Source organism: Paenibacillus sp. FSL E2-0178 (genome assembly GCF_038593005.1).
Classification (GTDB): Bacteria; Bacillota; Bacilli; order Paenibacillales; family Paenibacillaceae; genus Paenibacillus_AQ; species Paenibacillus_AQ phytohabitans.
Genome location: NZ_CP151953.1, coordinates 5115304 through 5140711, shown reverse-complemented (window position 1 = coordinate 5140711; position 25408 = coordinate 5115304). Strand labels below are relative to the sequence as shown.

General features: G+C 53.2%; 17 protein-coding genes. 10 read left to right on the top strand and 7 right to left on the bottom strand.

The annotated features are described in order from the left end of the window. Positions 1–188: 188 nt before the first annotated feature. Together MHI42_RS22375 and MHI42_RS22370 are read right to left on the bottom strand one after the other, a co-directional pair. A complete protein-coding gene (locus MHI42_RS22375; RefSeq protein WP_342420703.1) occupies positions 189–3920 on the bottom strand; it encodes an S-layer homology domain-containing protein in 3732 nt (1243 codons plus the stop codon). A gap of 76 nt (positions 3921–3996) precedes the next feature. Then, entirely contained in the window at positions 3997–4794 is a 798-nt protein-coding gene (locus MHI42_RS22370; protein ID WP_342420702.1) for a hypothetical protein, read from the bottom strand. A 439-nt stretch (positions 4795–5233) separates the two neighbouring features. Here MHI42_RS22370 and MHI42_RS22365 point away from each other — a divergent pair, with 439 nt between their 5' ends. After that, complete coding sequence (locus tag MHI42_RS22365) at positions 5234–6601, top strand: dicarboxylate/amino acid:cation symporter (protein WP_342420701.1); 1368 nt, start codon at positions 5234–5236, stop codon at positions 6599–6601. 393 nt (positions 6602–6994) lie between these two features. Here the strand turns inward: MHI42_RS22365 and MHI42_RS22360 are convergent, their stop codons facing one another. The 4 genes from MHI42_RS22360 to MHI42_RS22345 form a co-directional block, all read right to left on the bottom strand. Then, positions 6995–7993, bottom strand: a complete 999-nt coding sequence (locus MHI42_RS22360; RefSeq protein ID WP_171720734.1) for a Gfo/Idh/MocA family oxidoreductase — start codon at positions 7991–7993, stop codon at positions 6995–6997. Positions 7994–8067: 74 nt separating this feature from the next. Continuing rightward, the gene (locus MHI42_RS22355) at positions 8068–9027 is read right to left on the bottom strand and encodes a 1,4-dihydroxy-2-naphthoate polyprenyltransferase (protein WP_171720735.1); all 960 of its coding nucleotides are present in this window, start codon (positions 9025–9027) and stop codon (positions 8068–8070) included. 33 nt (positions 9028–9060) lie between these two features. After that, positions 9061–9834, bottom strand: a complete 774-nt coding sequence (locus MHI42_RS22350) for a DUF6081 family protein (protein WP_042140312.1) — start codon at positions 9832–9834, stop codon at positions 9061–9063. 38 nt (positions 9835–9872) lie between these two features. Next, on the bottom strand, positions 9873–10793 hold the full coding sequence (locus MHI42_RS22345; protein ID WP_340989490.1) for a prenyltransferase: 921 nt from the start codon (positions 10791–10793) through the stop codon (positions 9873–9875). A 172-nt stretch (positions 10794–10965) separates the two neighbouring features. Here MHI42_RS22345 and MHI42_RS22340 point away from each other — a divergent pair, with 172 nt between their 5' ends. The 7 genes from MHI42_RS22340 to MHI42_RS22310 all read left to right on the top strand — a co-directional run bounded on the left by MHI42_RS22340 (position 10966) and on the right by MHI42_RS22310 (position 20335). Next, positions 10966–13332, top strand: a complete 2367-nt coding sequence (locus tag MHI42_RS22340; RefSeq protein WP_342420700.1) for an EAL domain-containing protein — start codon at positions 10966–10968, stop codon at positions 13330–13332. Between the two features lie 120 nt (positions 13333–13452). Next, positions 13453–14076 (top strand): GPR1/FUN34/YaaH family transporter, encoded by a 624-nt coding sequence (locus MHI42_RS22335; protein ID WP_042140313.1) that lies wholly within the window; start codon positions 13453–13455, stop codon positions 14074–14076. Positions 14077–14334: 258 nt separating this feature from the next. Next, positions 14335–16479, top strand: coding sequence for an EAL domain-containing protein (locus tag MHI42_RS22330; protein WP_342420699.1), 2145 nt, complete (start codon positions 14335–14337; stop codon positions 16477–16479). Between the two features lie 59 nt (positions 16480–16538). After that, positions 16539–16862 carry a hypothetical protein gene (locus MHI42_RS22325; RefSeq protein ID WP_042140314.1) on the top strand — a complete coding sequence of 108 codons (324 nt, stop codon included), beginning with the start codon at positions 16539–16541 and terminating at the stop codon, positions 16860–16862. Positions 16863–17018: 156 nt separating this feature from the next. After that, a complete protein-coding gene (locus MHI42_RS22320) occupies positions 17019–17903 on the top strand; it encodes an AraC family transcriptional regulator (RefSeq protein ID WP_342420698.1) in 885 nt (294 codons plus the stop codon). Between the two features lie 272 nt (positions 17904–18175). Next, on the top strand, positions 18176–18652 hold the full coding sequence (locus tag MHI42_RS22315; RefSeq protein ID WP_042140320.1) for a DsrE/DsrF/DrsH-like family protein: 477 nt from the start codon (positions 18176–18178) through the stop codon (positions 18650–18652). A gap of 171 nt (positions 18653–18823) precedes the next feature. Beyond that, the gene (locus tag MHI42_RS22310; protein WP_342420697.1) at positions 18824–20335 is read left to right on the top strand and encodes an aminotransferase class V-fold PLP-dependent enzyme; all 1512 of its coding nucleotides are present in this window, start codon (positions 18824–18826) and stop codon (positions 20333–20335) included. On the opposite strand, the gene MHI42_RS22305 is transcribed toward MHI42_RS22310, so the two are convergent. Continuing rightward, positions 20321–20956, bottom strand: a complete 636-nt coding sequence (locus tag MHI42_RS22305) for a TVP38/TMEM64 family protein (protein ID WP_042140322.1) — start codon at positions 20954–20956, stop codon at positions 20321–20323. The two genes, MHI42_RS22310 and MHI42_RS22305, sit on opposite strands and share 15 nt — an antisense overlap. A 220-nt stretch (positions 20957–21176) precedes the next feature. Here MHI42_RS22305 and MHI42_RS22300 point away from each other — a divergent pair, with 220 nt between their 5' ends. After that, a complete protein-coding gene (locus MHI42_RS22300) occupies positions 21177–24302 on the top strand; it encodes an ATP-binding protein (protein WP_342420696.1) in 3126 nt (1041 codons plus the stop codon). Between the two features lie 11 nt (positions 24303–24313). Beyond that, the gene (locus MHI42_RS22295) at positions 24314–25408 is read left to right on the top strand and encodes a response regulator (protein WP_171720742.1); all 1095 of its coding nucleotides are present in this window, start codon (positions 24314–24316) and stop codon (positions 25406–25408) included.

Sequence of the window (25408 nt, the reverse complement as noted above, 5' to 3'; positions counted from 1 at the left end):
AGCAAATTTTAACACCTGTTACCTATGAGTTATCGCAACAAGTGCAGTGTAGGGGTAAACGCCAAATAACCCCACAAAGTGGGGCTTAAGCTTCGACGATGATACAGATACTTTGCGGGGATCCCAAACATATCAATTCTTATATTTCTCTAGGAGCGGCCCCTGGCCGCCCTTAGAGAAAATATCATTTACCGGGCCAACAGATTGTAGATCACCTGTGCCGCCTCGGCCCGTGTGGAGAATTCCAAAGGATGAATTCTGCCGTTGTCACCTTCTACTACACCGCGCTGCACCAGAGCCTGTAGGGCTTCTTGTGCGTAGCCGGCAACCTGCGGCGCATCGCTGTAGGTGGAGAGCGCCAGATCTGTCGTGGATTCCGGCAGCTGACCCAGAACATTCAGCGCACGGTACAGCAGGGTGAACAGCTCCTGCCGTGTAATCCGGTTATCCGGCTTGAACTGGTTATCCCCGGAGCCCGTAGCAATTCCCAGACTCTTGGCAGCAGCCAGATAGCCGGAATAATAGGCTGTCCCTGCATCTGTAAAGTTGGCTGCTCCGCTGCTGTCCGGTGCTATTCCGTAGGCTTTGAGCAGCAGGACAATGAATTGCCCTCTGGTTACTAAGGCGTTCGGACTGTAGCTGCTATTATCCGTGCCGGAAGTAATCCCTCTGGCTGCCAGGAAGCTAACAGCATTGTTGTACCAGGCTGTATCAGCAATGTCAGCAAATACGACTTTATTGTAGGCAATAATATATTGCGAGAAATGGGTGGTTACAAATTCAACTGCTCCGGCAGCTGCCTTGTACTTGCCCTGAACAACATCCAGGCCGCCTTCCTTGTTGATGTTATATACGATAATAGAATGTGCCTGTTCACCCGCCAGCGGGGTATAAGGAAGACTAATGTGCACCTTCCCGCCGCCGAAGACAGACACCTCCCTATCTCCTGCCCGTACAGTCAGATCATACACCGGTCTGTCTCCGAGTACTGACTTGCCTTCCTCAGTTAAAGACACCTTGGCAATTCTAATGAGGATGGCTCCGCTATCCTCAGCAGCACTGATGCTGGCTACAGCAGTAGAATCGAACGTAATCTGCCCGACGTTCAGAATATTAATCTTAAGACCGGCATTCGTGCCAGAGGCTGCTTCATTAAATGCACTTCGTGGAATGCTGAGTTCCGCTGTCTTGGTATTGGCATCTGCGGCAACGCTGATTTCCAGGACAGCCTTCTTGCCTGCGGCTTCGGCAGCCTTGGCACTGTTCACAAGGCCTGCAACGGCTTCGGCAGAAATAGAAGCTGTTGTTACGCCTGTAGCTGTATCCGTTGTAGCAGTGGCGGCCGCCACTACAGTTACGGTATCCCCGGATGTCGTAGCGGATGGGGATGGGGCCGGACTGGCACTTGGTACCGGCACAACAGAAGTTCCGCCGCCATTGTTCCCGCTTCCGCTATTGGAACCGGTTGCCGGTGCATATACCGGTACGACAACACTGGTATCCGGACTTGCCTTATAGCCGAGCTTAGCCGCAGCTCTGACATTATAGGTTCCGGCGGACAGGCCCGTAATTTCCTTGTCCGGGGCAGGTGTGTACGCAGAGGCCGTGGACAGCTTATACTCCAGCGCTGTGGTGGTGCCTGTAATGGCTCCGTTCTTATTCTCGGATGAGGTTGGGGCAACGCCTTTAAGGCCGGTTGGGGCTGCCTGTTCCTGAATATTGCCCGGAACAACCACTTTTGCTACCGGACTGGCGGTGTAGCCTTCTTTTGCCGGATATCTCAGATCGTACACTCCCGGGATTAAGCCCGTGGTTTCTCCCTCTCCCGCATAGACATAGGCTGTAACCGTGGACAGCTTGATCTGTAATTTACCGGTAGTTCCTGTAATCTTCCCGTCCTTGTTCTCCCAGGTTGTCGGCTTCACTCCCGTAAGTCCGGCAGGTGCCGCCTGTCTCTCCGTGAAGGCAGGAACTGTAATATTCGCCTCAGGGCTTGCCGGAATCTCTTTCTGGGCAATATATCTCACCTGATAGATTCCGGGTGTGAGATCCACTGGAGGTGCATCCTTGGCATACGTATATTCTGTTACCGTTGCCAGCTTGTACTCCAGCGATTGCAGCTCCTCAGTACTCAGCGCCCCTCTTGCACCGCTGATCTGCCCGTCCCTATTCGCTGCCGATGTCGGCGGGAGTCCCTTCAACCCTGCCGGGGCTGCCTGCTCTCCGGGCAGCGGCACAACAACCTCTACTGCTTCTCCCGCAGCATAAGGTATAACAGTGGTTCCTGCCGGTTTAATGATAGGTCCCTGCGAACCCGTAGTCGCTTTATACCGTACCAGGTAAGTCCCCGGAACCAGGCCCGAAATGGTCTCACCTGCGGCCGGCTGATATTCATAGACCGAATCCTGTACAGTCTTGTACTTGTATTCCAGCTGGTCATTGGCCCCTCTGATGGTGCCGTCTGCACTGCCATACAGCCCAGCAGGCACAGCCTCTAATCTGGAGTACAGCGTGTTTAAAGCCTGGATTGCATTAGTATATCTGGCACCGTCAGAATATCCGCTGCTTACATACCCCGGTTGAATATTCGTCCAGGAGTACATCAGCTCCACATGCCCAAGAATAGGGGCGCTTTCTCCGGCAGCATCTTTGTTGTTCTTGTTGTAAGTAAAGAGGTACGGCACTTGAAGCCGGTCACCCGTGACCGTCTCGTTCAGATCATTCACATAGCTGATCACAGAAGGCTTCGCTGCCTGATTATTCTCTGTCTTGATATTGGTAAGGTAGGTATTAACCAGATCAACGTACAGATGGGCATACGGATGATTGCTCGTTCTGATTTGCAGCTCATTGTTATTATGAGGGTTGGCCCGCCCGCTTGTTCCGGTGTTATTGCCGGACTCCGCTACCGTCAGACCCGCATCAAGCTTCGTATCAAAGAAATAGATCTTGCTTATGTTATGAGCTATCGCCTGTTCATTAATATATTTGATGATGGCCTGGGTATTCGGGCACCACGAGCCCCCGAATAGCAGTGCATAGTTCCCGTCACTGGCCAAAATCTGCTGCAGCTGATGATAGGTTACATGCTCCAGCACAAGGTCCTTATCCTCCGGAGTAAAAATAATATTCCCGTTGTTCTCTCCGGCATAGTTGCGGTTGAACGCTGTTTTAATATACTCGGACTCATTAATCACACTATAGGCGGAGGCTGCTTCAAACACCTGACGCACAGAGGCCTTATAATCATTGACCTTGGCTGAGTCAAGCTGGCCGTCTGTCAGGAATTGCTCCCAGGACTTTCCGTCCTTCAGGTAAGAAACAACAGGCGCGCTGTTGCCCTGCGCATCCTTATGATCCTTGTTGTACAAGAACAGGAATGGGGAATCAATCTTGTTGGCAGTAACCGTCTCGCCGGCCGTATTCACATAACTGACATTGTGCTGCGGGTCTGCCTTGTCATACAGCGAAAGATTCTTCAAATACTTATTGACCAGATCCACATATTTATAGGCATACGGATTATTGCTGTCTGCAATATCAAGAGTGGCCCCGTCCAGCCTGGTATCAAAATTATAGATCACAGGCACATCAATGCCGGATTCCTTGGCAACCTCATTGATAAATCCGATATCCGCCTGTGTGTTCCCGCTCCAGGTGCCGCCAACCAGCACGGCATAGGTACCCTCGCTCTCAAACAGATTGGCGATATCTTCATATGTAGCAGTCTTATATACATGATTCCGGTCATTCAGCTTTGGATAATTCTCATAAAAATAATTATATGTGCTGACTGCTCCAGCGCCGCCAGCTGGCAGAACCGGCTCTGCCGCCGCCTTGCCGGGGATACCCGGCAAGACAAGGAGTGCGGCCGCCAGCAGCGGAGCGAGAATTTTATTAAGTTTTTGCTGTGTTTTCATTAGTTGCACCTCAACTTTATCTTTTTTCTGTACTTTGCATACCAGCCTGCCCGTCAGTTAGTAAGACGCGAAAATCTTAAGGGCAAACTTCCTCTACAGCAGCCGGGGCAGGAGCAGGATTGCTCACAGCAGGCGCCGGGGCAGAGGTATCAGCAGCTTGAGATGCGGAATTGCCGGAGGCTTGCGATGAGGATGTGCTGGCAGCCGGGGCTGAGGCCGGGGCGCTTGCACTCGCTTTGACCACCTCGGTTGTAGAGAACGTCACCTTCTTCGGAGCGGGCTGTTCGGTGGCCTGAGCAGGCGCTGGAACGGCCGGGGCCGGGGCGGCCGTTTTAACTGGTGCGGCAGATGGTTGCACAGTCTCAGACTTCGGCGCGGCTGTGGCTTTGGGAGCCGCAGCCGTTTGGGCTTGGGCAGCTACAGCAGCTGCTGCCGTCTTGGCTGTAGCCTGCGGCTGCGTCTCTTTAGCCGCAGGAGCAGCAGTCGCCTTGGCTTCAGCTTGGACAACCTCTGCCGTCCCGGTGGATGCTGCCGCAACCGTCTTGCCGGCCTCAGGTGCGGAATTCACCGAAGCCGGTGCGGCAGAAGCTGCTGCCGTGTCTGCAACAACCGGCGCTGCTGCCGTCTCAGCTGTGTCTGTTGAAGCAGCAGCAGCTTCAGGCTTAACAGTCTCTGCTGCAGGGGCTGCAGCAGTATCAGCTGGCGCCGGGGTCTCCACAGGGGCCGCGGCAATGCCTGCAGCAGCTGCAGCTTCCACAACTACCGGTGTTGCAGCTGCTTCAGCCTTGTTGTCCTGCTTGGCTGATACTGCCGCATATGTCAGTACTGAGAACACTACGGCTGCAGTAATTACGGATATAGTAAGCTTTTTCATAGAGGTAACCCTTCCTTTCACTTCGCCCTAGGCAGTTTTTGGGGAACTCAATTACTCATCACAAAAAGACTCAACAAGACACACTGCTCGCGTGCTCATTGAATCTCTGGCGGTCCAGTCGATTCTTCTTACGAATTGCTCTCCTTACAGCAGCGGTATCCCATCCCCCCTATAGAATCAAAAAAGAGACTCAACAAAACGCATGGTTATGCGCTTCTGTTGAATCTCTGGCAGTCCAGTCGATTCCTGAATGACTTGCGGATAAGTTCCATATTATTCATACTGACATCCCTTGTCAATTAAAATTTTATTTATCCTATTTGTTTTATCGGATTAAATAAAATTAACATATTTATACATTGACAATCATAAAATTTGTCTATACATTTGATCTCATTATTCGCATCAAAAAACTAGGCTTAGGAGGTCTATAACGGGAATGAACAACATCGACAACAATCTATTATCAGCCATTGAGACAAACTGGTATGGCTTCGTGGTTTCTATTTTTGTGTTTGGCATCCTGTATTTCCTGGCACGCAAACGGGTCGGCTTCGGCACTCGGGTCCTGGTCGGGCTCGGAATCGGGCTGCTGGCCGGAATATTTTTTCAATATTTCGAATTCGAAACCAATGCCATTACGACCTTCGGCAGTATTTATGTCAGTCTGATCCGCATGCTCGTTGTGCCGCTCGTATTCATTCTGGTATTAAACAGCATCTCCTCGTTAACCAACCTTGAATACCTGCGCAAGATCGGAATCAAGACCTTCGCCTGGTTCCTCGGAACAACCGGAATTGCCTCTGTTATCGGACTATCGGTAGCTCTGCTTTTCAATCCGGGCAAAGGGATCCAACAAGCTGTGCCGGAGGGCTTCACCGCCCGTGAAATCCCTACATTCTCACAGGTTATCCTTGATCTTGTGCCTTCTAATCCTGTAAATGAAGCAGCTACAGGTAAGGTTGTGCCGCTGCTTATTTTTGCCATCTTCCTGGCGGTGGCCATTATCAAAATCGGCTCCAAAAAGCCGGAGGCCGTTAAGCCTGTACGCGATCTTATCGAATCCCTGACCCTGGTGCTGCACCAGGTGGTCAAATTTGTAATCCGGTTAACGCCTTACGGCGTGTTCGCGCTGATTGCCGGAATTACGGCACGATATGGCTGGGAGACCCTTCAGGAGCTGGGCAGTGTCATTGTAACCTCTTATGTCGCATTGATTCTGCACTTTGTGCTGGTCTTTGGCGGACTCGTGCTGCTCGTGGTCAAAGTAAATCCGATCCGCTTCTTCCGTAAGGTCTACCCGACGCTAACCGTTGCATTCACCACCAGAAGCAGCTATGCTACACTTCCTGTGAATCTTGAGGTTATCACGAAACGTCTGCATGTCTCCCCGCGGATTGCCAGCTTCGTTGCTCCGCTTGGCGCCTCTGTCAACTTCAACGGATGCGGGGGCGTATGGCCTGCTATTGTGGCAGTGTTCACGGCTCAGGTCTATGGAATTCAGCTTACCGGAACCGATTATGTCACACTGGTGCTGGTCAGTATCATCTCCTCCATCGGGGTAGCAGGAGTACCCGGACCGGCTGTAATCTCAACAACCGTCGTATTAACGGCACTCGGCCTGCCGCTGGAGGGGATAGCCATTGTTGCAGGAGTAGAAGCGCTTATCGATATGGGACGTACCGCTGTCAATGCTACCGGGACTGCCGTTACTGCCCTGCTGGTCGCCAACTCTGAAGGTGAATTCGACCGCGAAGCCTTTAACCGGGGCGATAACGAGGATGAAATTCTTCTTAACGTAATTTAATTACGATATATGCGGTATGCTTAATTGTACTTTGTACAACTAAATCGTCTGATTTACAAACGGTTATCGGTTTAGTTGTACTTCGTACAATTAAACTGCCGTGTGCAGCTTGATTCTCACCATTCGCGCAGATTTAGTTGTACAGACTACAGTTATTAGATGCACGCCTGCCTTTTCGCTGTTTTTAATTGCACATTATACAACTATCACTGAGTCTCCACTTGGAACTGAATACATACATCGCTGCCTTGTTGAATGAATTCACTTCCTTAGTGCTGATATTGCACTAGAGCATAAAGACATACAGAAACGGATACCGCCCATGGGACGGTATCCGTTTCTCTTTGAAAGAATATTTTATTCATGAAGGGAGCTTATTATCTCCTGTGACGGCTACACCAGGCTGATTCTTTCCCGTTTCCGGGCAGATTCCAGGCAGCTCTCAATCAGCTTCATATTATGCACCGGGTCCTCTTCGGCGATCCAGGGCTTGCCGCTGAAGACTGCAGTGGCGAAATGATCCGCCTGCTGCACGTAAGGATTGGCTCCGAAGGCTTCCACCTGCCGGGGCTCTCCGCTGCTGCCATACACGAAGAACTGTGCATCGTCGAACCTGGCGTTGAACGGCATCGGGATTTCGATCCGGCCTTCTGTACCAAGCACCTCCAGCAGCTGGCGGTTATACGCCCACATGCCGCAATCGAAGATCAGGCTCCTGCCGCCGGGGAACTCCACCAGACCGGAGGCCATCATGTCTACATTATCATGCTCCGGTGAGAAGAGCGCCTGCACAGTTACGGCCTCCGGCTCTGTACCGAACAGCAGCCGCGCCGCTGTGAGCGGGTAGCAGCCGACATCATAGAGCGAGCCGCCTCCCCAGGCAGACTTGAAGCGGATATTGGAAGTATCCGTTGCATCGTTATAGGTAAACGTGCCGCGGATGGAGCGCAGCTCCCCGATCTCGCCGCCCGCTATGATCTCCTGAAGCTCAGTGATCCGCGGATGATGGCGGTACATATAAGCCTCCGCCAAGTGAACTCCCGCCTTCCGGCAAGCCTCCACCATCCCGGCTGCCTCGCGGCTGTCCAGGGCAATCGGCTTCTCGCACAGGACATGCTTGCCTGCCTCTGCCGCGCGGATCACCCATTCATAGTGCAGATGATTCGGAAGCGGAATATAGACCGCATCGACATCCGGATCGGCCAGCAGTTCTTCATAGCTGCCATAAGCCTTCTCAATACCGAACTCTGCCGCAGCAGCGCTGCTCTTCTCAAGCCCCCGGCTGGCAATCGCCGTAATCACTCCGGTCTCTGACTCCTGGATGGCCGGCATGACCGATCCTGTGGCGATCTGCGCGCAGCCCATAATTCCCCAACGAAGCTTCTGTGTCATAGTTATACACCTTCCTTATATAAGTTCTTCCGCGTATACCCTATAAACACAATATCATAGAATCGGGTATATCTCTAAGCAGGCCATATGGAGACCCATATAACAGCTATACCCAGCACTATGATTCTTGCCGCGCTCATGAGCATGAAATTCTTGACGGACAGAATGAAGGTCGTACCTTTATGCTGCTCCTGCTGGAAGCGCGCGATATTGCGGCGCAGCGGAATCAGTGTCAGCAGGAGCAGAAGCACCAGTACCGGATGAATGCCAAGCAGGACCAGCACGATCAGATCCACAAAAGAAACATAGTAGAGCAGCTTGAACAGCAGCAGCGCATTTTTGCGTCCGATATACACAGGCAGCGTATACCTGCGGTTATCCATATCATCCTCAATGTCGCAGATGTTGTTAGCCAGCATGATACCGGCAATCCCGAGGATGGCCGGCACCGAGAACCAGAACAGATACAGCACCTCAAGGAAATTAATGTGCAGACTGATCCAGTTGCCCTGAAGCAGGAGGGTCACCACCGCCTGATCCGAGTGAATGTAGGCCGAGATGAAGATAATGACGAAACCCATGAACAGGCCAGAGAACAGTTCCCCCAGCGGCATCCGCGAAATCGGAATCGGCCCGAAGGAATACAGGATGCCGATCAGGAAGGACAATCCGCCGAGCAGAAATACAATCAGTCCCGTCTGGGAGACCAGAGCGATCCCGCCGCCCGCCGCAAGTACAAGAAGAATGACGATCGTCGCCACCACCGTGCTTTCCTTCAGCTTGTAATGGACGACGGGATTATGGGTTTCGTACCCGTAGCCGTGGGTTTTTGCCGCTTTTTTGTAATCATAATAGTTGTTGATCGCCGTTGTTGCCATATCGAAGCTGAGGAGCGATACAAACATCAGCGCGAAGCGCAGGATATAGAAGTCCTCGAACCGGTATAAGGCATAGAGTGTCCCCAGCAGCAGCGGCAGCATACTGGCTACCTTCGTAGGCAGCTCGACAAACTTGAAGAAAATTTTTAGATTCACGGCCAATCATCCTTATCTGTTAGATGCGCACTGTTACTTTGCAGAGGTTGTAACCGTCACCGGTGACCATTCGGCGATTACCGTCTGCCCGTGTGCGGATACGCTGCCCTCCGGTGTCAGATCCTTCTCGGTCATAATGCCCAGTGCAATAGTGAAGCTGTTGAATTTAACCGGCACATTCTGCTCGCGGCGCACCTCTTGACCGTTCACAAAGAATACAGCCTCGTTTTTGCCCCGGTGGTAGGTAATTTTGTAAGTATTGAATTCACGCGCCTTGAAGCCGGTGTCCTCTGTGAAAATGCAGAAGTATTTGGTTCCCCCGGTCTCGGGTACTGTTACACCCGGAAACGGCAGAATTCCATACACACTGGCATATTTATCGTTACCGGCGAAGAAATCGAGCGCGGCGCCTGTTGTGAAATCTAGTAAATTCAGCGAAACATAGCCGTCATACAGATCACCCGGCGCTGTCCCCTGCGTACGGGCACGGATCTGCAGCTCGAAGCTGATCTCCCCCTCTTCAGGCACTTCTACCGGCTGGGCCGAATAATACATATGCTTGGCATTATCAAGAATCTGCACATGGTCGTTCTGGCGGCTCAGCTGAGCCCGCACATACAGATATCCATTACGTACAATCACTACAGCTTCCGGTTCACGGTAAGCCCAGAACGAGCCGTCAGGCAGCGTGAAGCCTCCGGTTCTCCAGACCTTACCCTCAGTCAGAATGGTATGAAAATCTCCGATTACGGTTTGTTTGACCTCAGCCGGTTGCACTTCCTCACTAATTGGTTTGTTCTTGTCCATGGGTTCTCCCGCTTTCTGTAATGTAGTAAATTCCGGTTTCAGACCAGTCCCTGAATGAGCAGTGCCACCGCCATGATCATCCCGCAGCGCACAGAGGCCCGCTGTGAGGCGCCCATGAGCGGTAGATAAGCGGCGGATGCATTCTGCGGCTGCAGGTTGCGGTAGACATGCACCGGTGCAATGGCCGTCAGCAAGGCGAGCAGCGCATACACCGGCAGTACATCAAGCAGTACACAAACAATAAGGGATGCATATGAGGTATAGAGCAGTACATGAGAGAAAATCAATGCTCTGCGTTCGCCCCATACTACAACAAGCGTACGCTTGCCGGCCTGCTGGTCAGCTCTCCAGTGCAGGAAGTGATGGTTGAACAGCAGCAGCGTTGTCAGAAGCCCGATCGGCAGAGACAACAGGACAGGCTTCAGGCTGAATTCACCAGTCTGAACGAAATAGGCGCCCAGAACAGGCATCAATCCGAACGCAAGGAAGATCGCAAGCTCACTGTAGCCCTTGCCGCGGTAGCCGAAGCGCAGCGGCGGCGCGACATAGAAATAAGCGATCAGCGCACCGCCGGCGACAAACCACAGAATCTCCCAGCCGCTGTACAAGCTAAGCAGCAAGCCGCAGATAACTGCAACGGCCAGCAGACCCCAGGTCAGGAGCGCAAACAGCGACTCCCGCATGATGCCTCCGGACAGGAAACCGGAATTCGTAGAGATGGCCTCAGGTGTATTATGCGCCTCCGTGTCGGTTCCGTTGCGGAAGTCCCACAAATCATTCACCATATTGGAGAATAAGTGCGCCGCAGCTGCTCCGACAAAGGTTATAACAAACAAAAACGGATGGAATACTCCCTGCCATACATATGCCCCGACCGTTCCCAGGACAACCGGTATGAGCATAACGGGAATAACTCCAAACCGTGAGGCTTTCTTAAAAATCGTCCATTTTTCCATCATGCCAAGGATTATCTCCTTCAATTATTATTTGATAATAATTATCATTAAATTATTATACATCAAATTTCGACACTTTGGGGAGATTTACGCTGCAAAATATTCCCTAATCGTGGTACACTATTATAGATGGTACTTATTTCCTATTAAGTCTTAAATATTAAAGGGGAGCATCATGAAACTCCGCAAAAAAATATTTATCTTCATTGGCTTGGTTGCCGTGCTCGGGATAGGCGCTACCTACCTGCTTCTTCACATGATTCTGCTTAACCGTTTCGAGAAGCTGGACGAGGCGCAGCTGCAGCGCAACTTGACCAAAGCTGTGGCTTCCTATAATGAAGAACTGCAGGACATGAAGACCGGACTTCTCAATTACTCCGTGTGGGATGAAACCTACAGATTCATGGAATCTGTAAGAAATACCGGCCCGGCCTTATCCGGCGGTACTGCCCCCACCCCCAGCAGCTTTGACCAGACCACCTATGAAATCAACCGCTTCGATATGATCGCCCTGCTGGATTTGAACGGCAGTCCAATATATGGCGGCTCCTACGATCTGGCATTAGGAAGTGTTACCCCCCTGACACAGGAACAGCTCACTCTTTTCAAGCTGATCCACAGCCGTCTGCCTGCTTTCACCGGAACCGAAGAGAGCAGGAGCGGCGTTGTTATTCTGGATAAGGGTCCTATGCTGATCACACTCACGCCCATTGCCGGCAGCAGCAGTGACAAGCCGGTGATTGGCACGGCCGTTGCCGGAAGAATGCTGCACCCGGAAGAGATTTCGCATATCTGGAAGGACACCCTCTCCACTATTCAAGTGTCCCGCGTTACCTCTGCGCTGCTTGCGGAGAGCGGAGGCCAGCCGACCTGGACCCATCCGGTCTCAGACGGCATGATGTCGATTCATACGGCGGTGAATGATCTGTTCGGTGATCCGGGCCTGATCATCTCCCTGAAGGAGCCCCGGCAGCTCTACAATAGCGGACTGAAGTCCATAGGCACCTTCCGCATGCTCTATTTCATCTCCATGCTGCTGCTGCTTGCCGCAAGCATGCTCTTCGTCAACCGGTTCATTCTGGACCGGATGTCATCGCTGGTAAGAAATATCCGTGCTATCGGCAGCAGCAAGGATCTGTCTATCCGGATTCCCAGCACTGGACGGGATGAATTCGGCGAAGTGGAGGTTGAATTCAACCGGATGATCGATTCACTGGAACAGGTTCAGAACGAGCTGCGGCAGCAATCCCTGCTGGACCCGTTGACCCAGCTGCCTAACCGCTCACTCTTTTTTGCCAAGCTGAATGAAGCCATCGCCGCGGCCAAAGGACTCAACCGGCAGATTGCCCTGGTATTTATAGATCTGGATCATTTCAAGACGGTGAACGACACTCTGGGCCATGATTTCGGGGATGCTATCCTGAAGGAGACGGCCTTCCGGATCTCACAGGTTGTCGGCAAACACGATGTGGTCTCCCGGCTTGGCGGGGATGAATTCACCATTCTGCTCTCCGATGTCCCCGATGCCGGGAGCATTCATACGCAGCTGTCACGGATTCAGGAGGCTCTCTCTATGCCCCACCATATTAAAGGGCATCTTCTATATAATACGGCCAGTATCGGCATCAGCATTTATCCGCAGAACGGTGAAGATGCCGATTATCTGGTCAAACAGGCCGATCTGGCCATGTTCCATGTCAAGGAGACAGGCCGCAATAACATCTTTCTGTATTCAGAGGATCTTGAGGCAGGGATCCGGCGCAAGAAGGTCCTGGCCCAGCAGCTGCTCTCTGCCGCAGTGGCGAACGAGTTCGAGGTGCATTATCAGCCTATCCTTGGTGCAGGCACTTTACAGGTATCGAAGGTGGAGGCGCTGCTGCGCTGGACCAGTCCGAGCTACGGAAGCATCTCACCGGCCGAGTTCATCCCGCTGGCGGAGAGCAGCGGCTCGATTGTCGGCATTGGCGGCTGGGTACTGCGGCAGGTCTGCTCCGATATGCGTGAATTCCGCAGCCGGGGGCTGGAGGTTACCGCTGCGGTTAATATCTCTGCCCTGCAGCTGATGCAGCCCGGCCTCCTTGAACTGCTGCTCGATCTGCTTCATGAATATGAACTGCCTGCTTCGAGTCTGGAGCTGGAGATCACAGAGAGCGTTCTGGTCTCAGGGGACAGCATCTTCCGGTCACTGCAGCAGCTTAGAGCCCACGGCTTCCGGATCTCGCTTGATGATTTCGGCACAGGCTTCTCTTCCTTAAGCTATCTGCGCCGCTTCCCTGTCGATGTCATTAAGATTGACCGTTCCTTCGTTTCCGAGATGTCTCCAGCCCCGCCGGGTGATGTGCTCGTCAAGGCGATTATTGAGCTAAGCCATAACCTCGGGCTGCGGGTCGTCTCCGAAGGCATAGAGCATCAGGAGCAGTTCGACATGCTGCGCGCGCTGGGCAGTGACGAGCTGCAGGGATACTATATCAGCAGACCTCTCCAGGTCACGGCACTTTATTCTTTTTTAGCGCAGAAAAATTACTTTCCGGAGTCAAAATAAGCAGTAATTTTATAGGCAAGCTACCGGGTATATGATATGATAGGCAAGCTGATAACAGCACCCGCTCCGGGTGCTGTTATCCTATGCGAACAATTATGAAAATTGGAGGCTTTAATTGTTATGTCAGCGCAACCGCAAACAACTCAATCCGTCAAAATTGTCACCGCCGACCCCAGCGCCATCGGCTTGTTCGGATTGGCTATCGTCACCTTGGTCGCTTCTTCACAAAAGCTCGAAATTACAACAGGTCTAAGCTACGCTATTCCATGGGCTATCTTCCTCGGAGCCTTCGCCCAGCTGTTCGCATCCATTCAGGATGCCAAGCACAACAACACCTTTGGCATGACCGCTTTTGGTGCCTATGCATTCTTCTGGTTCGGCATGGGCGCAAGCTGGCTGATCAAGCTCGGGGTATTCGGTACGGTGCTGGCAGAAGGCGTTGATCCCAAGCAGCTCGGATTTGTTTTTGTAGGATATCTCGTGTTCACCCTGTTCATGACGCTCGGCGCCGTTGAAGCGAACCGCGTCCTGCTGGTCATCTTCATTCTCATTGACTTCCTGTTCCTCGGCCTCTCTATGGATGCCTTCGGAGTCGCTGCAGAATTCTTCCACAAGCTGGCTGCCGTTGCGGAAATGGCTATCGGAATTGTATCGCTCTACGGCTGCGGCGCATCTGTGCTCAATGCTCATTTCGGACGTACTTTCCTGCCGATCGGCGCACCGCTGGGCATCTTCAAGAAATAATTACAGGTTCAGGCTCAAGCTACTTGGGCTCCAATCTTTAGAGCAACGGATAAATACTTGCTGCCTTCGGGGCAGAAGGTGTTTATCCGTTTTGAATTTACACGGCTGTTTGTTAGGTTTTTCCTTGCGCAAAGACGATAAAAATGACATGCTATAGAAACACCTACGACATATCTCGACATTTTTCTGCGGTGCAGGAACCGCTTTTTATGAATAGCAAATCTACTGCTTTAATCTTTCGGGTATCGGAGGCAATCCATGGCTTTCATTAATAAAAAGCCTTTAACGATTATTGTCGGCTTCTTAGTCGTCCTGCAGCTCTCGCTGTTCTATTATTATTCCTTGTCCGTGAACCGGGAATACAGGGCTGAGAAGGCTGATCTGTCCTCACAGGCAGTCATGCTGACCTCAAATATTGAGGAGAGAGTGGCAATTGTCAAAGGCGTAAGTTCCTTTATTCAAACGGTCGGCTTCGATGCTGATCCCGCACTCATTAATAACTATCTGGTAACGGCACACAACAACAACTCAAGCCATGTCACGAACATTATGATCGCTCCTGACGGTCTTATCCGCTACCTCTACCCTCTTGAAGGCAACACAGCGATTCTGGGCAAAAGCCTGCTGCTGGATGCCTCCCTGGCCTCCCCCGGCATGATCCAAGAAACGATACGCTCCCGCGGCATTACGGTAGACGGGCCCCGTACATTAGCCCAAGGCGGCTATGGAATGGTAATCCGGCAAGCAATTTACAAAGACAACTCTTTCGAGGGCATCGTCTCGGTTACAGTGAAGATTGATAACATTGTGAACCAGCTTGCACTCGAGGACAGCAATATATATGTTACAGCCGAGGACCACACGTTCCTCTTTGGCAATGAATCGCATGCCGATGACCTGCAGCTTACCGTTCCTGTTCAGGCCTATAATCAGCATTGGCTGATGGGGATATCCCTGCCCTCCTATAAGAAATGGCAGGTGTTCCGCAGCGTGCTATGGATCGATATTGCCTTCCTGCTTGTAATTGCTTTCATTCTCTACGTTTTCTGGCATCAGAGCCGGTTTAACCGTGAGCTGGAGCGTGTAGTCAGTCTCCGGACCCGTGATCTGAGCATCTCCAAGCGTTTATACGAGAAGCTCGCGCATTACGACAGTCTGACGGACATTCCGAACCGGCGTTATTTCATGGATGAATTCGAGCGGCTGCTGCAATGCTCTGACCCGACTCAGACTTATACCTTATTCTTTTTCGACTTGAACCGGTTTAAGGAAATCAATGATACACTTGGGCACTCTACAGGGGATCAGGTGATTAAGACACTGGCCGGCCGGCTGAAATCCGGTGAGCTGCCCTTCAAGCTGTTCGCGCGTACCGGCGGAGATGAATTCGTCATGATCTTCCCTGACCTGCCGCGTGAGCAAATCCCCGTGATTGCCGAACAGATCAGCTTATTAATCTCGCAGACGCTGCTGATCTCCGGAGCACATCTCAGCTTGTCCACCAGCATCGGCATCTCCCTGTACCCGGAGCATTCGAAGAATAAAGATGATCTGCTCAAATTCGCGGATATGTCCATGTACCAGGCCAAGACACAGGAAGACGCCAACTTCTTCATCTTCGACTGGGAGCTGCGCGAGAAGCTGGAGCAGAAGACGATGATCGCTAAGTATTTGCATTCTGCACTGGAGCGGGAAGAATTCGTGCTGTATTATCAGCCGCAGATCAATGCCGTCACAGGTAAAATGATCGGTATGGAGGCGCTGATCCGCTGGAACCATCCCGAGAAGGGTCTGATCGGGCCCGGCACCTTCATCGCCGCCGTGGAAGAGGCCGGTCTGATGATCCAGCTCACCGACTGGGTGCTGCGCGAGGTATGCCGCCAGCTCTGCGAGTGGCGGAACCTGGGAATGCCGCTGCTGCGGACATCGATTAATATCTCCAACAGCTGGTTCTACAACCGCAATCTGATCGAGAATCTGCTCTCTGTGCTTGACCAGTACGGACTGGATACCGATATGCTGGAATTCGAGATTACAGAGAGCACCGCACTGCTGGAAGAACACTATCCGCTGCTGCAGCAGATGCGCGATCACGGAATCATCGTTTCCATTGACGATTTCGGCACGAAATATTCCTCACTGAATTACCTGAAGCATTTTCCCGTGAACAAAATCAAAATTGACCGGACCTTCATCACCGGTATCGGTGTCAGTTCCATTGACGAGACCATTATCAAATCCATCGTCTTCGTCGCCTCGCAGCTTGGCTATGACCTGATTGCCGAAGGGGTCGAGACGCCGGAGCAGCTCGCCTTCCTGGTGAAGCATGATTGTCCGCATATTCAGGGATTCCTGTTCTTCCCTCCGCTGCCTGCCGACGAAATCCGCAAGCTGGCTTCATAAACGGGGGATCGTTATAATAAAAGGTAAGACTGAAGTTAACCCGAAAGGATTATGAGAACATGAATGGATTAACTACCGGCGAAATTGCCGGAACCGTTATATTTGCGCTGATCCTGGCCATCCTTGCCTACCGCATTATCCGCGGAATGCCGAAGATGGCCGGAGATATTACAGCTTTCCGCAAACGCACACTCGTCTGGACCCAGGTGGCACTGGTACTTACGGTCCTCCAGTTGAACTTCAAAGCAGGAGACTGGCGTTTCGGAATTATTCTTGGACTGATTGTGCTCTTCACCGGAAGCATCTGGCTGTCCGCCCGCCGTTATGATAACGCCCGTCTGGCTGAGTCCGCAGCAGAGCCGCAGGACAGCACCAGAGAATAACACATTAATCTTTCAAGTGGAAACGGATACCGTCCTTTTGAAGGACGGTATCCGTTTCAGCGAGAAATAGAAGGATAATTTATAGCGTGTAACATATAAATTCTTATATTTGAATTTGAAGCTCCCGCATGGGGGCTTTTTTTAGGAGGAGTTGCTGTGGGCAGTACAAAAGCATTGGGCATCTACGGCTTCCGCTTCAGTGAGCCGGACCGGCTGCCGCTGCTGAATCTCTTTGCAGCCGGGCATTCGGTTGAGCTGAGCCCGGATTATCACTGGAACGGCCTGGAGCGCAGTGATGGTCCGCTGCTGCTCTTCCAGTACACCGTTTCGGGAAGCGGGATCTATGAGCTTGACGGGGAGAGCTTCAGCATCGGCCCCGGACAGGCCTTCATGGCTGAGATTCCCGGCAGCCACCGGTATTATTATCCCGGCGGTACGGAGCCGTGGGAGTTCTATTTCCTGCTCTTCCGGCCGGAGCCGCTGCTGCCGCTCTGGAATGATATCAAGTCCAGAATCGGGGCAACCCCGGCCTTGGATTCCGGCAGCCCGCCGGTCCGCATGCTGCGCGATATCGTCCGTGAAGCCCACTCCGGACGGATTACCGATCCTTACTCGGCTTCCTCGCTGCTGCATCAATTCATGATGGAACTCGGCAGGCATACCTCCGGCGGCCCGCGCGACGCGGCCGGATGGCCGCCGGCCATCCGCGAATGTGTCCGGTTCATCGAGGAGAATTACAGCTCCATGATCGGCCAGGAGCAGCTTGCCGGGAAGCTGGGCCTCTCGAAATTCCATTTGCTGCGGACCTTCAGCAAGGCAGTGGGTGTTACCCCCAATGACTATTTGAACCGGGTCCGCATTGAGCATGCCGTGGAGCTGCTGAGAACAACAGACTGCAGCATCGAAGCCATTGCGGGTCAGGTCGGCTATTCCTCCGGCAGTTACTTCATTAAGGTATTCCATAAGCTTACCGGGCAGACACCGGGTGCCTTCCGTTCAGGGAACGCCAGCCTGAACTACAGCCGCCTGTTCTTCAGCTGACCCTTGAAAGTGTTACCTTTTCCGCACCCCGTAAAGGATCAGACCGACCAGGAGCAGCAGGATTGGAAAGCCGGTGAGCAGCAGCTCAAGCATCGTCAGAATCCCTTTTTCGTCGTCTACCAGCAAAATATGTTCATCCTGCAACCTTATCCCTGCCTTTATCCAAAAAATTGAAAATCCTCACCTGTATGCTGTATTCGCCGGGCAGGCATACTTTACCTCCGTACAACCATACTAATGACATTCTATGGATACTGATGGAGGGTCAACGAATGGGTAAAAAATTAAATCTGCTGATGTTCAGCGGAGAATATGACAAAGCCATGGCGGGGCTGATTCTGGCGAATGCCGCAAGGGATATTGAGGTGGAGGTTACGATGTTCTTCTCATTCTGGGGGCTGTTCCTCATCCGGGACCCGGAGACAATGACGCTGGAGGACAAGAGTATCTACGAGAAGCTGATGGATGTTATCACACCCAAAGGGCCGGAGCAGCTGCCGCTCTCGCGGATGAATTTCAGCGGCCTAGGCAAGCTGATGCTGGAGGAGATGATTGAGGATCAGGGGGCGCCGAAGCTGATTCATTTCCTGAAGGGGGCGCGCAAAAAGAACATCAAGTTCTATGCCTGCAAGCTCTCGGTGGAAATTATGGGCTTCAAGCCGGAGGAGCTGCTGCCTGAGGTGGAGATTATCGACGCTGCGGCATACCTGAAGGACGCACTGGAGAGCGATATTCAGCTTTTCATCTAAGCAGTATTGTGATCCGGCATGGGCTTTAACCTAATTCCGGGCGCGGGCATATACTGAGGGCAAGCGGAAACGGATTTGCCCGTCTTTATATCAGGACGGTACCGCCATCCCTCCAAGGACGGTCCCCTTCCGTATCCGCGACAACAGATTCATTGTCTGGAGGGATTATCCGTGCTGAGTATCCGCCACGCCGTTGCAGCAGAGGCGCCGTCTTCACTGCAGGAGCATTTCGCGGCTTTTCGCGAGCATATCATAGGAAACCGTCATATGATTACTACCCCGTACGGCCGCCAGCCGCTGCTGTATGCCGACTGGACGGCCAGCGGCCGGCTGTACGAGCCGATTGAGCGGAGAATACAGGAGAGCTTCGGCCCCTATGTCAGCAATCCGCATACTGATTCCAATACCACAGGGCTAACGATGACCCTGGCTTATAATGAAGCCCGGCAGATCATCCGGCAGCATGTGAATGCAGGTCCCGGAGATGCGCTGCTCTTCTGCGGCAACGGCACTACCGGAGCGGTGAACAAGCTGCAGCGGATCATGGGCCTTAAGCTGCCGGAATGGCTGCAGCAGAACTACGTCTGCCCGCCGGAGGAACGCCCGGTTATCTTCGTGAGTCATATGGAGCATCATTCCAATCTGCTGCCCTGGCAGGAGGGCATCGGCGATGTGGTCACCGTTCCATCCGGGCCGGGCGGGCAGGTTGACCTTAAGCAGTTAGAGGAGCTCCTGCTGCGCTACCGGAACCGCCGCTTCAAAATCGGCTCCTTCACAGCCTGCTCCAATGTCACCGGCATCCAGACACCCTACCATCAGCTGGCCGCCGTCATGCACCGGCATGGCGGAATTTGCTTTGTCGATTTTGCCGCGAGCGCACCTTACGAACGGATCGACATGCATCCTGCATCTCCGCAGGAGAAGCTGGATGCCATCTTCTTCTCTCCGCACAAATTCCTCGGCGGCCCCGGAACCGGCGGAGTGCTGCTGTTTGATGCCGCACTTAGCACCGGCAGCGTGCCGGATGAACCCGGCGGAGGCACCGTGGTATGGGTCAACCGCTGGGGCGGGCGCCGCTATATTGCTGATGTAGAGGTACGCGAGGACGGAGGCACCCCCGGTTCCCTGCAGGCTATCCGCACAGCGCTGTGCATCAGACTGAAGGATCAGATGAACGGACCCGGGCAATATATGGTGGTCCGGGAGCAGGAGCTATGCCGGAAGCTGCTCGCGGAGCTTGCGCAGATTCCAGGCTGCTCCGTACTGGCAGGCGCGCAGACTGAGCGCCACGGGATTATCTCCTTCACGCTGAAGGAGATCCACTACAACCTCGCCGTCCGCCTGCTGAATGACCGCTTCGGCATTCAAGCACGCGGAGGCTGCTCCTGCGCCGGCCCGTACGGCCATCAGCTGCTCGGGCTGGACCCTGCGGATTCGCAGGCGTTCATCCAGGCGATCCACGCCGGCGACCAGTCACTGAAGCCGGGCTGGGTCCGCCTGTCCCTGCACCCGGTCATGACGGACCGGGAGGTGGAGCATATGGCCTTCGCCGTCCGTTCCATCGTCAGCCGCATCGGCGAATGGAGCAGCGATTACCGCTATAATTCTGCCACCAACAGCTGGCTTCACACCGGGGATACAGGAGAGCCCGGGGGCGAGATCCGCGAATTATTCTCTCTGTAGCGGTTTACTGCTTGATTCCCGTTCCCGGGCCAGCCGGGCGAATCTGGACTCGATCGCCTTAACCCCCCAGAGCGACACTCCGATAAACAGCAGCACGTAGACAATCTCTCCCGGATGACGAATGAACCGGTCCACATCATTGCCGATGTAAGAGACGGCGAATACCATAATGGCTTTGCCGGCGCACAGGGCAATCAGATAGGAGCGAAGACGCATGGCGGCAAGCCCGGCAGCCATATTAATGACTACGAATGGCCCTACCGGAAACAGACTGAGCAGAAAAACATAGCTGAACCCGCTCTGGCGGACCCAGGTCATGCTTTTGGCGACCTTGGGCCGCTCCGCCCATTTACGCAGGTAGCGGTGGCTGCCGATTTTACGGATAATCAGGAAGGTAGTTACACAGCCGGCTACAAGACCGATCCAGGAATAGAGGAATCCGAGCCATAAGCCGTATACCGCCCCGTTAAGCCCCACAATCGCAATGGTCGGCAGCGGCGGCACGAATGATTTCATGAAGGTAAGTCCAACTCCGGGCAGCGGCCCGAGCGAGCGGTACTGCTCCAGCAGAGTCCGCAGCCGCTCCTCGGTCAGCCATGACATTATATCTAAAAAGAACATTTCCTCAGCTCTCCTCATTACATTCTGGAATAGTTGCCGTTATAAATAGCATTGAGTTTCAATTATACAATACTTCTGTCCGCCTGACGCCAAAACGTCAACTGACTAGACAAGCATAAGCTGCCGGAGATATGATGAAATCAACTAGTAACAGAGTCGGCGTGAACCTGGATATACTCTTATCTTGTCGAACCAACAGCCAGCCCGAAGTGAGGTCTTCATGAAACCATTTGATTATAGTCTGCTGGCCAAAAGAGCGCTCGCCCTGCTGTGCATCTGCCTGCTTGCCGCATCCGCACTGGTGCCGCTCCTGGGCGCCTCTTCTTCCAAATGCTCCAGCCGGCAGAACGGTTATATAGATTTGTCCGCATGTACCTTTGATGATTCCTCTGTCTTCCCGCTGGACGGTGAATGGGAGTTCTATTGGCAACAGCTGCTGGACCCGCAAGACACACTCTCCGGTACCGCGAAGGCTCCGGCTTATATGGCTGTACCCGGAGCCTGGGGTCCGGGCACTGAGACTACCGGGTTCTCCCGTTACGGATATGCCACCTACCGCCTGCTGCTCCAGCTTCCGCCGGAGGTTCCTGCCTTTGCCCTTAAGGTGAACAATATCCGTAATGCCAGCCAGGTATTCGTGAATGGCGAGCTGCTGGGAGAAAGCGGACTTCCGGGGGTATCCCTTCAGAGCACGGAACCGCGCAACAACCCTTATTCCTTTACTTTCAGTGCCAAGCACAATCAGGCTGAAATCCTTATTCACACCTCCAACTTCACCTATGCGAACGGCGGCATTGCCGAATCCATCCGGATCGGCACACCTTCATCCATAGGGGCCATAGACCAGCGGAACAGTACCTACGATATTTTGCTAGTGGCCGGTTTTGCTTTTATCAGCTTCTACTTTCTGGGACAGGGATTCCAGCGCAAAGAGGACAACTCTTCACTGCAGCTGGCTATGTATTGCTTCACCATCGCTCTTTATATGCTGACACACAGCGAGAAGCTGTTGTTCCAATACCTTCCTTCCATTTCCTATGAAGCCTTCAGCAAATTACAGGTCATGTCCGGCGTAATCGGGTTCTACTTCGTATCCAGCTATACTTATTCCCTGTTTCCCGCACTCTATTCCCGGCTCTTCCGGCGGATCACCTTCGTATATTCGCTCGGCTTCTGCATTATTGTACTGATGAGTACGATCCTTATTTACTCACGGATCGCAAGTATACTGCTGGTCTTCAGCTTCATTTCGGTCTGCTATACCTTCTATGTTATGGCCAAGGCAACCTGGCGGCGTGAGATCGGCTCCTATTATTTGCTGATCGGTGTGATTGCGGCGATTATGTTCACCTTCTCCCTGGCGGGCAATCTGTTCCTGGGCACGGGACTTTATGCCATTCCGCCGGTATCCGGCCCGATCTTCATCCTTGCCGAGGGCCTCTTCCTGTCTGCACGCCATGCGTATGCCTATCAGACGATCAAGCAGCTCTCCCTTCAGCTCGAACGCAAGGACCGGGACAAGGATGAGTTCCTGCTCAAGACTTCAATTGAGCTGCGTACACCGCTGAATGCTATCATCAATATCTCACTGTCTATGTATGAGGGTGCCGGCGGGCCGCTAACCCCTTCACAGCGTGAGGATATGCGGCTGATCCTCGGAACCGGAAGACGGCTGGCCTTCCTGGTCAGGGATATCCTTGATTATGAACAGATCAAGCGGCAGCGCATCACCCTGCACTGGGGTGCTGTTGATATTCAGGGCGTTGCAGAAATTGTAATTGAAGTCTTCCAGTTTCTGAATAAGAACGGCGAGATCCGCATCAAGAACCGCATTCCGCCAGGGGCGTTCCTGGTCCAGGCGGATGAGCAGCGGCTGATGCAGATCCTCTACAACCTGATGGACAATGCGCTGAAATTCACCGATCGCGGCAGCGTGATTATTGAGGCCGTTCAGCTGAATGATTCCATATCGGTAACGGTCACCGATACCGGCCGGGGCATTCCCCGGGAACAGCTGGAGAGCATCTTCCGTGATTATGAGCAGGTTAACGAAGCCGATTCGCTGGAGACTGGCGGACTGGGTCTGGGTCTGGCCATTACCCGTAAGCTTGTGGAACTGCATGGGGGAAGGATCACCGTGTCCTCCACGCTTGGCCGCGGAAGCAGCTTCACCTTCACACTCCCCGCCGGGCAGGCTGACGCTGCCGTAACGGAGGAGCCGGAAGACCGCCAGCTGCTGCTTACGCCGGTGCAGGCGCCTCCGGAGGCTGTGGATGAGGAATGGAAGTACAGAACCACTCCGGTAACGCACTCCACCGGACAGGCAGGCCCCTATGCTCCCCGCATTCTGATTGTGGATGACGATTATGCCAATCTGAAGGCGCTGACCAACCTGCTGTCACTGGAGAATTATACGATCTCCAGTATGGGCAGCGGCAAGGACGCACTGGCCCTGCTTGCAGAGGACCGTGATTTCGACCTCTGCATCATCGATGTCATGATGCCGGGAATGTCGGGCCTTGAGCTGTGCAGGAGGATCCGCCAGACTTACACGCCGCTGGATCTGCCGATCCTGATGGCCACAGCCGGGCAGCAGCTTCACTTCAATGAGGCGGCCTTCCGTGCCGGAGCTAACGACTTCATCCATAAGCCTTATGCCTGGAGCGATCTCAAGGGACGCGTCAATACCCTGGTTCAGCTGAGACGATCGGTATCCGACCGGCTAAGTTCGGAGATCGCTATGCTGCGCGCGCAGATCAAACCGCATTTTCTCTACAATGCCATTAATACGATTATCTGGATGAGCACACGCGACAATGAGAAAACCCGGCATTTGCTGTACGATTTGAGCCATTTTCTGCGCGGCAGCTTCGATTTCAGCAATCAGGAAACGGCGATTCCGTTTGAGAAGGAGCTTGAACTGATTGAGGCTTATCTGTCACTGGAGCAGGCCCGTTTCGGGAAGCGGCTGAATGCCCAATATAATATTGAAGTCAGTGAATTTTCATTGCCGCCGCTGATTGTGCAGCCGATCGTGGAGAATGCCGTCCGCCACGGACTGATGGAGAAGATTGATGGAGGGACCGTAATCCTCTCCACCAGACAGGAGGGTAATGCCATCCTAATCACCGTCACCGATAACGGTAAGGGAATGAGCGATGAGCAGCTCTCCTCCTGGATGAACGAGGGCTACCGTTCTCCACATGGAGAAGGCACCGGAATCGGCCTGCGGAATATCAACCGCCGGCTGCTGACACAGTTCGGCTATCCGCTTGTTATTACACGCGGGAGCAACGGGGGCATCGAGGTACTTATAACAATCCCATGGAAGGATGAGGTCTCCTGAGTATATCTGTAATGGTTATTGATGACGAATGGCCGGCGCTGGAGCAGATGCGTGAGCTGCTGCTTCAGTGTGACGGCATTTCCTCTGTTCTTGTGTATGATAATCCGCGCGAAGCTTTTACGGCTGCCGTAGAACATAAGCCCGACATTCTATTTCTGGACATCCAGATGCCTGAGCTGTCCGGCTTGGCTTTTGCCGAGAAGCTGCTGCCCTTCTCACCGGACACGGATATCGTATTCGTGACAGCGTACCGGAATTATGCCGTTGAAGCCTTTGAGCTGTCGGCGGTGGATTATCTGCTGAAGCCCGTAGACCCCCCGCGCCTGCTCAAGACGTGGAACAAGATACTCTCCAAGCGTATGCTGCCCGGCGCCACCGGGACAAGAAGTGCGGAAACGGCCTTCCGGCTTCTTGGCGGTTATGAGCTGACGGGTCCGCAGGGCGCCGTGAAATGGAGCACTCATAAGGCAGAGGAACTATTCGCCTATCTATGGATTCACAGACAGGGCAGCGTAAGTGTAATTCTGAATGATGTGTTTCCGCAATGGAACTATGAGAAGGGCAAGCAGTATCTGCACACCACTGTCTATCAGATCCGCAAAACCTTAAAGAAAGCTGCGCTGGGGGACAGTATTGAGCTGACCTTCGACAGGGAAAACTACCGGCTGGAATCCAGGGGGATCGAAGGCGATACCGAAAGATTCATGGAGGCAGCCACGCTTGCACTGCAGAACAATCAGCCGGAGGAGATGCGGGATGCTGCCGCCCAGTACACAGGGGATCTGCTGCAATCGCTGGACAGCCTCTGGGTGTATTCCTCCCGCGACAAATACCGCCGGATCTATCTTAAGCTGCTGGAGCAGCTTGCCCTGGAGCTGATACGGTACGGACGTCATTATGAAGCTGAAGATTACGCCGTACGCCTGGCCGAGCTGGAGCCGCTGGATGAGAGTTATGCCCTGCAATTGATCTCCATTTATTATGAAATCGGCAAGCCTCTGAGGGCGCAGCGAAAATTCACCCAATTCAGGGACTCCTACAAAGCCGAGACGGGTGATGACCTGCCGGAATGGTTCATGGAGGTCTACCAGCGCCTGGGTAAATAA